Source organism: Pseudomonas sp. GW821-FHT02H06 (assembly GCF_059421525.1).
In genome coordinates this window covers 1-12062 of the sequence record NZ_JBWKVD010000032.1, presented here as the reverse complement: position 1 = coordinate 12062, position 12062 = coordinate 1, and the positions used below count along the sequence as shown (strand labels likewise).

The 12062-nt window shown below is 62.3% G+C and carries 7 protein-coding genes; 1 reads left to right on the top strand and 6 read right to left on the bottom strand.

What is annotated here, in order from left to right; translation table 11 throughout:
* Positions 1-667 precede the first annotated feature (667 nt).
* The 6 genes from AC07VF_RS26205 to pilG all read right to left on the bottom strand — a co-directional run bounded on the left by AC07VF_RS26205 (position 668) and on the right by pilG (position 10695).
* Complete coding sequence (locus AC07VF_RS26205; protein ID WP_495010151.1) at positions 668-1156, bottom strand: chemotaxis protein CheW; 489 nt, start codon at positions 1154-1156, stop codon at positions 668-670.
* On the bottom strand, positions 1149-7127 hold the full coding sequence (locus AC07VF_RS26200) for a hybrid sensor histidine kinase/response regulator (RefSeq protein ID WP_495010150.1): 5979 nt from the start codon (positions 7125-7127) through the stop codon (positions 1149-1151). The genes AC07VF_RS26205 and AC07VF_RS26200 overlap by 8 nt, the downstream gene beginning before the upstream one ends.
* Positions 7128-7205: 78 nt before the next feature.
* Entirely contained in the window at positions 7206-9242 is a 2037-nt protein-coding gene (locus tag AC07VF_RS26195) for a methyl-accepting chemotaxis protein (protein WP_192172971.1), read from the bottom strand.
* A gap of 75 nt (positions 9243-9317) precedes the next feature.
* A complete protein-coding gene (locus AC07VF_RS26190; protein ID WP_192172972.1) occupies positions 9318-9857 on the bottom strand; it encodes a chemotaxis protein CheW in 540 nt (179 codons plus the stop codon).
* 16 nt (positions 9858-9873) lie between these two features.
* Positions 9874-10239 (bottom strand): twitching motility response regulator PilH, encoded by a 366-nt coding sequence (gene pilH / locus AC07VF_RS26185; protein WP_065991171.1) that lies wholly within the window; start codon positions 10237-10239, stop codon positions 9874-9876.
* 45 nt (positions 10240-10284) lie between these two features.
* Positions 10285-10695, bottom strand: a complete 411-nt coding sequence (gene pilG / locus AC07VF_RS26180; RefSeq protein WP_037018874.1) for a twitching motility response regulator PilG — start codon at positions 10693-10695, stop codon at positions 10285-10287.
* 241 nt (positions 10696-10936) lie between these two features.
* Between pilG and gshB the strand changes: the two genes are divergently transcribed.
* A complete protein-coding gene (gshB, locus tag AC07VF_RS26175) occupies positions 10937-11893 on the top strand; it encodes a glutathione synthase (RefSeq protein ID WP_495010149.1) in 957 nt (318 codons plus the stop codon).
* The last annotated feature ends 169 nt before the right edge of the window (positions 11894-12062 follow it).

Sequence of the window (12062 nt, the reverse complement as noted above, 5' to 3'; positions counted from 1 at the left end):
TTGCAGCAGTCAGATGCGAACTGTTCGTCCCACCACCCCTTCAAGTCTAACCATACAAGCGAGCTTGCTCGCGAAGGGGCCGGTACATCCACCAAATCTTCAGCGTTTGAAATGCAGCTTTCGTGAGCAAGCTCACTCCCACAAGGGCTGTGTCCGGCATGCAATCTGCGGCGGCTGACATGCAGTCGTGGGAGCGAGCTTGCTCGCGAATAGGCCGGGACAGCCGCTAAATCTTCAGCGGCTGAAATCCTGCCTTCGCGAGCAAGCTCACTCCTACAGGGGCTGTGTCCGGCATGCTACCTGCGGCGGCTGACATGCAGGCGTGGGAGCGAGCTTGCTCGCGAAGAGGCCGGTACAGCCGCTAAATCTTCAGCGGCTGAAATGCAGCTTTCGTGAGCAAGCTCACTCCCACAAGGGCTGTGTCCGGCATGAAATCTTCAGCGGCTGAAATACAGCTTTCGCGAGCAAGCTCACTCCTACAGGGGGCTGTGTTGGGCATGCTACCTGCGGCGGCTGACATGCAGTCGTGGGAGCGAGCTTGCTCGCGAAGAGGCCGGGACAGCCGCTATAACTTCAGCGTTTGAAATGCAGCCTTCGTGAGCAAGCTCATTCCCACAAGGGCTGTGTCCGGCATGCAATCTGCGGCGTTCGAAAGCCGGGGAGTCTCTTACAAGTTTGGCGTCATCTGAACCAACCCCGCCTCCACCAGCCACTCCTCCAGCGCCACAAGGTCCGGGATCTTCGCCACGGTCTCGCCCACTTGCACCGCGGCCAGTTCCAGCTCGGCCAGCGGCACGTCGACGTAGCTGAGTTGGCTGTCGAGTTTGCAGGAGCGCGGAATGCCTTGGGTCAGCAGCGCGATGAATTTGAGGTCAGGGCGGCCGCCGAGTGCGTTGAGCACGACGATGCGGGCGCGGCCTCCGACCCGGGCGCGGCTGCCGCAGGCGGCTTCGAAACTGAGCAGCGGCAAACTGCGGTTACGCCAGTTGATCGGTCCCAAATACCACTGCGGTGCAGCGGGGTCGGCAACGCTGTCTTGATAGTCGATCAGCTCGGCGACCGCCACGTTGGGCAACAGCAGGTACCGATCACTCAGGGGGATGAGCAATCCGGTCAGGCTGGTCAGCCGCGCCGTTTGCGTCGTGGTGTCAGACATGGGCGTGGCTCCAGTAAGCAATGCTTTGCAACAGAGCGGCTTCCTGATACGGCTTGCTCATGTATTCGTTCACCCCCAGCGCCATGGCGTGGTCGCGGTGCTTCTGCCCTGATCGCGACGTGATCATGATGATCGGCAGGTGCTTCAGGGCGTCGTCTCCGCGGATCTTGCTGACCACCTCAAAGCCGTCCATGCGCGGCATTTCGATGTCCAGCAGCATGATGTCCGGGGTGTGCTCCTGCAGCAGCGCCATGGCATCGACCCCATCCTTGGACGTCAGCACGTTCATGCCGTTGCGTTCCAGCAGGCGGCCGGTGACCTTGCGCACCGTCACCGAATCATCCACCACCATCACCAGCAACGGCCGTGCCTGTTCGGGTTCGACATAGCGCACCGGTGCGTGACCGGCGACCTGCAATGCCAGCAGCTTGGCGTGAAAGCGCCGGATGTGCGCAAACAGGTCGAGAATTAGCACCACGCGGCCGTCGCCCAGAATGGTCGCGCCGGCAATGCCGGGTATCGACGAAAACTGCGGACCCAGGTTTTTCACCACGATCTCCCGCGAGCCGGCCAACGTATCCACCTGCACCGCAATCCATTGATCGTGTACGTGCACGAGAAGCACCGGCAGCGGTTGGGTCTGTGTCTGGCCGCCCAGTTTCGGCGGATGACCGTTATTGAGCAGCTCGCCCAGATAACGCAGCTCGTAGGTTCGCCCGTTGTATTCATAGCGCGGCGGCACGGACTGATAACAGGTCTCCAGCTCGCTCGGCATCACGCGCACGATACCCTCGATGCTGTTCAGCGGCACGGCGTACTGTTCTTCGCCGCACTGCACCATCAGCGCACGGTTGACCGATACCGAGAACGGCAAGCGGACACGGAAACGCGCGCCCTCTCCCGCTTTGGAATCAATGACCATCGAACCGCCGAGATCCTTGACCTCGGCGTGCACCACGTCCATGCCGACGCCGCGCCCGGAAATCTGGGTGATGGTCTCGGCGGTGGAAAAGCCCGGGCGCAGGATGAACTGCAGGATGTCGTGCTCGCTCAGCTCGGCGTCGGGGCTGATGATGCCGCGCTTGATCGCCTTGCGCCGCACGGCCTCGAAGTCGACACCGGCGCCGTCGTCGCGCATCTCGATAACGATGTCGCCGCCTTCGTGGGCCAGGCTCAGCGTGATATGCCCCCACTCGGATTTACCGGCGGCCAGGCGTTCCTCGACGCTCTCCAGACCATGGTCGACGGCGTTGCGCAGCATGTGCTCCAGCGGCGCGACCATGCGTTCGAGCACGTTGCGGTCCATCTCGCCCTCGGCGTTGATGACGTCGAACTTGACCTTCTTGTTCAGCTCGCCCGACACCTGACGGACGATCCGGCGCAGGCGCGGCACCATGCGCTCGAACGGCACCATGCGCGTGCGCATCAGGCTTTCCTGAAGCTGGGTGTTCACTCGCGCCTGTTGCTGCAAGAGGGTTTCGGCCTCATGGGCGCGGGTGTCGAGGGTTTCCTTGAGGTCCATCAGGTCGGACGCGGACTCGAACAGCGCGCGGGACAACTGCTGCAGCTGCGAATGCCGGTCCATTTCCAGCGGGTCGAATGCTTCGTAACCGCGCCGATCAACGGGGTGATCGCGGCTGAGAATACGGCCCTGGGTTTCGATGTCGAGTCGGCGCAGTTGATCGCGCATCCGCTCGATGGTGGTTTCCATCTCGACCAGAGTGACCTGCGCGTCGCTGACCTGCTGCTCGACACGGCCCCGAAATATCGAGGTTTCCCCCGCCAGATTCGCCAGGTCTTCCAGTTGCTCGGCCGGTACCTTGATCATCTCCGGGCCGGTGCGCTCGCCGTCGGCCTCGGCTTGCGCGGCCGTATCAACAACCGGCGCGGGCAGCAGAGCCGGCGCCTCCTGAGGTTTTTCGACAGGCTCGCGGGCGGCCCCGGATGACGTGTAATGACCGATGCTCTCGATCAGCAGCGCCGGGTTGGGCAATGGCTCGTAACCGCGAACGGCATCGACCATGTCGGCGAGCATGTCGTGGCCGCTTTGCAGCAGGCCGTTGAGCAGCGCGCTGTTTTTCAGCGCGCCGGTCGACAGTCCTTCGTACAGCGACTCCAGCTCATGGGCCAGGTCGCCGATCGGCGCAATCTCAACCATGCGCGCGCCGCCCTTGAGCGTATGCAGATCGCGCAGCAGGTTTTCGACTTCCAGCATGTTCTGCGGATCGGCTTGCCAGCGCACCAACGCCGCGCTGCTGCTCTCGATGATGTCGTCGGCTTCTTCGAGGAAGATTTCCAGCAGTTCCGGATCGCGTTCGTCCAGCGAGTGGATCATCGAACTGACATTGCGCGTCTGGCCGTCATTGGGCAGGAGGTAGCAATTGCGCTGGCGAAACTCGCGTATCTTCTCGATCAGCGGCGCGGGACTGGTCAATGCCGAACGGTGCTGCAGCTGTTCAAGCATCAGCGACAGGTGATCGTGGCTGTGCACCAACAGCTCCGCCAGTTGTGGCGAGTAACCGCAACGTCGATCAATCAGGCCTTCGTAGAGCGATTCCAGCTCATGGCCGAGGTCGCCCACCGGCCCGATTTCGGCCATGCGCGCGCCCCCTTTGAGGGTGTGCAGGTCACGTTGCAACGATGACAGCGGCAGCGGGTTTTCCGGGTCGTCGAGCCAGCGTTGCAGCGCAGGACCGGCGATGTCGAGAATATCCACCGCCTCTTCGAGGAAGATCTCGACGATTTCCTGATCGAAATCATCGCGCGAAGGCCGGGCGGGTTGAGCGAGGCGTTCGCTGACCTCTTCCATCTCCGTGATGCTTGTTGCTCCGGCGCCATTACTTTTGATCACCCCCATCGCGCCGGGGTCCAGCGCCTCGGCGAGCAGACCGCGCAAGGCGCTCACGCGCTCAGGGCACGGCTGGACTTCCTGTCCGGCGGCGACCTGATCAAGCATGTTGATCAGTGCTTCGTGGGCTTTTTCGGCTTCGTCGAAAAAACGCTCGCTGACGGCAAGGCTGCTCTTCTCTACGGCGCCATACAGGTCGAGCAGCGCTTCGCAGAGCTCATCGACCTGGGGCAGGTCGGCGACGTGCGCGCCGTGGCCGAGCATGGTCAGTTCGTCGAGCAACGCGTTCAATTCCTGGCGGTGGCCGGGGTGCTGGCGCCAGTCTTTGAGCAAGTTGTCGGCGTCCAGCAGGATGTCCATGCCTTCGGCCAGAAAGCTCGCGATCAACTGCGGATTACGCCGCGTGCGCAGGCCATTGCTGTCGTCGCTCAAGGCATCGGCCAGCCGTGCGTCGAGCAGCTCCTGGGCCTGTTGAATCAGGGCGGCTGCGCCTTCGATGGGCATCAGCGGGTCGACATTCAGCTGGGCGAGACCTAAATGAAACAAAGGCCCGGCCGCACGCAGCAGGTCGATCTCGGCCTGGCCGACCTCGATCAGGTTGGTCTTGAACTCGCGGACCAGTTGATCCAGCGGGCTCGCCAGCTCGGCGATCGGCAGGACGCCCGCCATGTACGCGCTGCCCTTGAGGGTGTGCAACGCGCGCAGCAAATCGTTGCTGAATACAGGTGCGTCAGTATCCTGAGCAGCATCGAGGTAGCGGCTCATCGTGTTCAGGTGGGTGTGGGCTTCCTGACGGAAAATTTCCAGCAACTGCGGGTCAAACCCCTCTTCGTCCTCCAGCCGTTGCGCAGGCTCGATGTCACCCGCTTCGCCCTGGGCTAGCGCATGGGCCTGGGCGGCCAGTTGGTCGACATCGTCACGCTGACGCTGAACGTCCTCGGCGAAATCGCGAATCACGTCCGGCAGCAAGGCTTGAACGTCCGTGAGCAACTGCTGCACCCGCGCGTCCGGCTCGACGCTGTGCTCCAGTACGCGGTTCAGGAGGTTTTCTACCGACCACGCCAGTTCGCCCAGAATCAGCGCGCGCACCATCCGGCCGCTGCCCTTGAGCGTGTGAAACGCACGACGAATCTCGCCCAGCGCCGAAAGGTTGCCGGGATCGGCAATCCAGCGCGGCACGTACTCGCGCAGTGCTTCGAGCATCTCGTCGGTTTCTTCGAGGAAGACTTCGCGCAGCTCGTCATCGATCGCCTGCTCACCCTTCGGTGGCGGCAACAGACTGGCCGGCATGTTCCGCGCCGGCGGGTTGACCGCCGACAGCGGGCTGGCCAGCACTTCGGCGATGGTCTGGCTTGGGCTGACCAAGGCCTGCCGCTCGTGCAAATCCTGCAGCTCTTCTTCGCTGATGACTTCTTCGAGCACCGGCACATCCAGTGCATCGGGGACCGGCGAGTAACCAAGCCGGGCGAGACTCTCCTGGGCCAGATCCAGCACGTGTTCACCCGGCGCTTCCGGGTCTTCGGCCATGCGTTCGAGGTAATACTCGACGCCAATGATCACGTCCGCCAGGTGATCGAGCTGCGAGGCCGCCGGGCTTTCGGTGTCAACCAGCAAGTGTTCGGTGATGTAGTCGTTACAGGCCGCCAGCAGTCCGGATGCCCGCGCCAGCGGGATCATCGCCAGCGCGCCGCGCACCTGAATCAACTGCTCCGACAGCGGCAGCAGACGTGCCCGGTCCATTTCACCGTCGACGTACTCGTCGATCACGTCCTTGGCCTGCTGCAGAACGATGCGCGCTTCCTTGATGACGAGTTGGTGAATCTGACTGAGATCAGTCGTCGGCAGACGGCTTTCTTCAGGGCTGCTCTGGTTAACCGTTCCGGCCATGCCCGCGAGGGTGGATTCGACGTACAGCAGCGCACCGGCGACGTCCATCAAGGTGGCATCGTCGGGTGCGCGTTGCCCCTGGGCCATGCCCTGCACCACGGTCATCTGATCGATGATGACTTTACGCGGCTGGCCGAAACCCAGCACCGCCAGGGTATCGGCGATCTGCCGCAACGGTGGCAGCAAGGCGTTCAGCTCGCTGACGTGCTGACGGTCCCCGCGCACAAAAACGTCGAGCCGCTCCTTGGTCCGAACCAGCTCGTCGCACAGGGCAATGATCACCGAGCGCATGGCGTCGCGATCCGGCCCGGCCATGCGCGCACGTTCTTCAGCGACCAAGGCGCTGTGCGGCAGCGCATCGGCGAGTGCGTACTGATCCTTCAAGTCCGTCATCTTCTGCGCCTCGCTGTCGGACTTGGCGATGTAAAACAACAGGCTTTTCAGGAGTTCGTCGGGCGCAGGCTGATTGATGCCTTCAATGCCTTGATCCAGCAGACGTTTGAGTTCTTTGTCGGCATCCTTGAACAGGCTGCGCAGCGCCGGGCTGTTGGTGAAATTGCCGCTGAGCATGGTTTCGACCAGCGCGGACGCGATACGCCACAGCGGTTCGAGGGGCGCGTCCTCGCACAACACCTCAAGCCGCGCGAACACCTTGCCCATGTAACCGAGTTGAGTCTGCACGTCCTGATCGCGAAGCAGCCCGACCAGCGCGGTTTGCAGCGTCTGCCGCAGCTTGCGCAATTTCGCGGGCAATTCGGGATTGTCGCGCTCGGCCAATGCCTGAGCATCAAGCGCGGGGATAGACAGCAATTGCGGCGAGAACAGGCTGGTTTCCGACAGCAGGCTTTCGCCCCGGGCGCTGCGTAAATCGTTGAGCAGCGGCAGCACCACCAACGGCAGGTCACGGCGGGCGGAGTGCACACGCTCCAGGTAAACCGGCAATTGCGTCATCGCCAGATTCAGCAGCTGGATCGCTTCGCTTTCCTGGGCGACGTGGCCCTCTTTGAGCGCCAGCGCCAGCTGTTCGATTTCCTCGGCGAACAGCGCGGCGCCGTAGAACTCGATCATCTGCAGGCTGCCGTGAACCTGATGGATGAGCTCCAGGCACTCGTCCATTGCCGCGGCGTCGTGCGGTTGGGCGACGAACGTGTCCAGCGCCTGTCGGGCGTGTGTGAGGGTTTCGGCTATTTCGCCTTTGACCCACTCCAGGGCCACGTAATCGTGACGGTCAGCCATGGTGACTCCGGTTGCCTGTGCCTTGACGCTGCTTCATGTGCATTGACTGGATTATTAACGGGGCTATCAAGCAGGCCATCAATGCCGCGAGGCCGGCAACTTGAAGCCGGACACCGAGCGGCGCATCTCGCTGGCCATCTTCGCCAGATTGCCCATGCTCCGGGCGGTCGCCGCCGTGCCTGAGGTGGTCTGTGTGGTGGTCTGCTGGATCACCAGCATGGTCGAGGAAATCTGCTGACCCAATGCAGCCTGCTGCTGCGCCGCGTTGGTGATGCTTTCGACCAGCCCGGCGAGGATCTTCGACACGCCTTCGATTTCTTCGAGCGCGACACCGGCATCCTGCGCCAGCCGCGCACCGCGCACCACTTCCGCCGTGGTTTGCTCCATGGAGATCACTGCTTCGTTGGTGTCGTTCTGAATCGCGCGCACCAGGGTCTCGATCTGCTTGGTCGCCGACGACGAGCGCTCGGCCAGCCGCTGCACTTCATCGGCCACCACCGCAAAGCCTCGCCCGGCATCGCCAGCCATCGACGCCTGGATCGCGGCATTTAGCGCAAGAATGTTGGTTTGGTCGGCAATGTCATCGATCAGGCTGACGATGTCGCCAATCTCCTGGGACGACTCGCCCAGACGCTTGATGCGCTTGGAGGTGTCCTGAATCTGCTCGCGGATGTTGTCCATGCCGGTGATGGTGTTGTGCACCACCTCGTTGCCCTTGTTGGCAATGGTCACGGACCGCTCGGCCACCGTGACGGACACGGACGCATTGGCCGAGACCTGATCAATGGAAGTCGCCATGTCGTTGATGGCATTGGACGCCGCGGCGATCTGCAACGCCTGATGCTCGGACGCCGCGGCCAGTTGGGTGGCGGTGGTCTGCGTGTCCTTCACGGCGCCGAACACTTGCTCGGCGGTGAGGTTAATTGTCGACACCAATTCGCGCAGTTGATCGATGGAGTAGTTGATCGAATCGGCAATGGCGCCGGTGAAATCCTCGGTGACCGAGGCGGCCACGGTCAGGTCGCCGTCCGCAAGGTCTTCGATTTCGTCGAGCAGGCGCATGATCGCGTTCTGGTTGCGCTCGTTCTTCTCGGCGGTTTCGCGCAGTTGCCGGTTGGTTTCGCGCACCATCACCAAGCCAATCAGGATGATCGACGCCAGCGCCAGCAGGCCCAGAATGTAGCCGCCATAGCTATAGGCTGCGCGACCACCGGCCATGTGCTCGAAACTGTTGGCCAGCACCGAGGCTTCGTCGAGGAGGGTTTGCGAGAGGTTGAAAATGCTACCCGACGCTTCACGGACTTCCAGCAGCTCCGGCGAGGTTTCGAGGATTTCGTCGACCGACCCGGAGACGAACTGGAACAGCTCGGCAATCTCGGCCAGCCGCGCCCGCGCATCGCGGTCTTCGACTTGGGCGATTTTCAGGGTGGCGTTGCCTTCGAGCATGCCGTTGAGTACGCGCCCGAACTGGCTGGCGTCGCGACCAAACGCATCGGCTGCCTGAACCGCCGTTTCGTCACCGGACAACACGGTGTTGACCGCGCCCAGTATCCGCTCGGCCAGCAGGGACTGGCGCTGGGCGAGGGCCACCTGGCTGGCGGGCGCACGGGTTTGAAGAAGGATGTCGACGACCTTTTCCGATTCGATCTGTAATTGCGGAATGGTCTCGGCAAGGGTTGCCGCCACCTGATGCAGCGAGAGCACGGTCTGCTCACGGGCAAGAATCACGTCGGTGCTTTTGCGCAGGTTTTCCCAGTCGGTCTGCACCGCTTTCAGCTCATCGCTCACCGCAGCTGGCGCAGCAGGCAGGCCGGTGTTCTTGTCGCCTTTCTTCAGATACTGCCAGCGCGTGTCGAAGTCGTTGCGCGCATCGGCCAGCAACTTGAATGCCGCCGCCTTGCCCGCCGCCGCTTCCGTGGCGTTCTTGGCGATGCGCTGGGACAGCACGCGCAGCTCGCCGGCGTGGCCGATATATTGTTTGTCGTAGTTGGACTGCGTGCTGAGGTACGCGAAGTTGACGAACAGCAGCATGATGAAAACGATGAGGCAGATGAACAGCACAACGATCTGCGATCGGCTGCGCGCGCCTTCCAGTGACTTGCCGGTATTACTCATTGCTCAGGGCTCCGCCTGATGTTCGATTGAGGGAGGGCATCAGCCTTCTGGACCTGCACTGTTCAGCCCGGCGCATCAGAGCGCCACGTCCATAAACTCAGCCGACTGCACCAGAGCGCGCGGGCTGAACACCTGCCAGGCCTGCTCACGGACGAACCGTCCTTGTATGTAGGGCGCGACGCGGGGTTCGCCGTCGTGCGCCAGTTCAGGCATCAGGCTGCGCTCGCTGAAATGCTGCATGCCCAACACCTCGTCAATGAGCAGACCGACGAACACACCCTCGAAGTCGATGACCAGCACGCGGCGGTGTTTGCGCAGGGGTGAGAGTTCGTGGCCGAAGAAGGCGCACAGATCCATGATCGGCAATAGGCGGCCGCGCAGATTGGCGATCCCGCAGACCCACGCCTTGGCACCCGGCAACACCGCACAGCGCGGCTCGTGGAGGATTTCGTCGACCTCGCCCATGGGGGCCACGTAATGGCGCTCGCCCATGCGAAAGCCAATGCCGCTCCAGCCTTGCTGGCGGGTTTCCTGCAGCGGCAGGCCGGCAGCGAGGGAGCGGCAGCGCTGGTCGATATCGAGCAGCAGCTGGAAGGCGGTTTGTGACTGAGCCATGAGCGTCAGCCGGGGGTCAGCCCGCAAGCACCGCGTTCAGGGTTTTCATGAGGGTTTCTTCGTCCACCGGCTTGGTCAGGTAATCCCGCGCGCCCTGGCGTTTGCCCCAGACTTTGTCGGTTTCCTGATCCTTGGTGGTGATCATGATCACGGGGATCATGCTGGTGTCAGCGTCTTTGGTCAGCTGACGGGTCGCCTGGAAACCGTTCAGGCCCGGCATGACGATGTCCATCAGGACGGCATCGGGCTTTTCCTGACGGGCCAGGGCCACGCCATCGGCACCGTTCTCGGCCTTGAGGACCTGATGGCCGTGCTTCTCCAGCATGCCGGTCAGCTTGTACATTTCGGTCGGCGAGTCATCGACGATGAGAATTCGAGCCATGGTGCTTCCCCATAGAAACAGCCGTCCCGCACGAGGGGGTCGGCATCAAGATAGTTGTTGTTCTACTGCAACGAAACCGGGCACGTGGGCCTTGATCGCACTGAGCAGTTCTTCCTTGCTGAACGGTTTGGTCAAAAACTGATCGGAACCGACGATGCGCCCCTTGGCCTTGTCGAACAGCCCGTCCCTTGAGGACAGCATGATCACCGGCGTGGATTTGAACGCCCGGTTGTTCTTGATCAACGCGCACGTCTGATACCCGTCGAGCCTGGGCATCATGATGTCGACGAAGATGATTCTGGGATGATGGTCGGCAATCTTGGCCAGTGCGTCGAAGCCGTCGATGGCGGTGATCACTTCACAGCCGACGTTTTTCAGCAGGGTCTCGGCGGTGCGACGAATCGTACGGGAGTCGTCGATGACCATCACTTTCAATGGGGCTGAATGCTGTTCCATATCTGCTCTACCATCGCCGCGGCGAATCAGATGGGTTGCCTTCTGCCGGGCATCTGGTTTTGGGTCGGGATCATCGGGAGGCGCCAAAGACAGCTGGCGCGACACCGGATGCCGAGCCTTTTTAGCACACTCTCCACGGTCAATCCATAAAGCCTTGCCCCTTGACCCAAAGCCGGCGCGGCGCCACCCTGACGCCTATTTTCGGCCTGTCGTGGCCATTACCGATCAGAGGATATTACCCATGAGCATTCGCCTGGGAATCGTCATGGACCCCATCGAGCGCATCTCCTATAAAAAGGACAGCTCGCTGGCCATGCTCCTGGCAGCGCAAGCCCGCGGCTGGTCGTTGTTCTATATGGAGCAGCACGACCTGTATCAGGACGCCGGCCAGGCCCGCGCCCGCATGAAGCCGCTGAAAGTCTTCGCCAACCCGGCCCACTGGTTCGAGCTGGAGGCCGAAGTCGACAACGGGCTGGACGACCTGGACGTGATCCTGATGCGCAAGGATCCGCCGTTCGACATGGAATTCGTCTACTCCACCTATCTGCTCGAACAAGCCGAGCGCGCCGGCGTGCTGGTGGTCAACAAGCCGCAAAGCCTGCGTGACTGCAACGAGAAGCTGTTCGCCACGCTGTTCCCGCAATGCACCCCGCCCACGCTGGTCAGCCGTCGCGCGGACATCATTCGCGAGTTCGCCGCCAAGCACGGCGACGTCATTCTCAAGCCGCTGGACGGCATGGGCGGCGCGTCGATCTTCCGCCACCGCGTCGGTGATCCGAACTTGTCGGTGATTCTCGAAACCCTGACCAAGCACGGCCATGAGCAGATCATGGCGCAGGCCTATCTGCCCGCCATCAAGGACGGCGACAAGCGCATTCTGATGGTCAACGGCGAACCCGTGCCGTATTGCCTGGCGCGCATCCCGGCCGCCGGCGAAACCCGAGGCAACCTGGCAGCAGGTGGTCGTGGCGAAGCCCGCCCCCTGACGGACCGCGATCGCGCGATCGCCGCCGAAATCGGCCCGACGCTGCGGGAAAAAGGCCTGCTGTTTGTAGGCCTGGACGTAATTGGCGAGCACCTGACCGAGATCAACGTCACCAGCCCGACGTGCATCCGCGAGATCGATAACGCGTTCGGGACGGACATTGGCGGCATGTTGATGGATGTGATCGAGAAGAAGCTGCAGGCCCGGGCTTAACCCGCCTCCTTGTGGGAGTGACCGGGGTGGCGCTCCACCTTGCTCACGAAGGCGGCGTTCCAGCCGCCGAGGATTCAGCGGATGCTCAGGCCGCTTCGCGAGCAAGCTCGCTTGTATGGTTAGACTTGAAGGGGTGGTGGGACGAACAGTTCGCATCTGACTGCTGCAA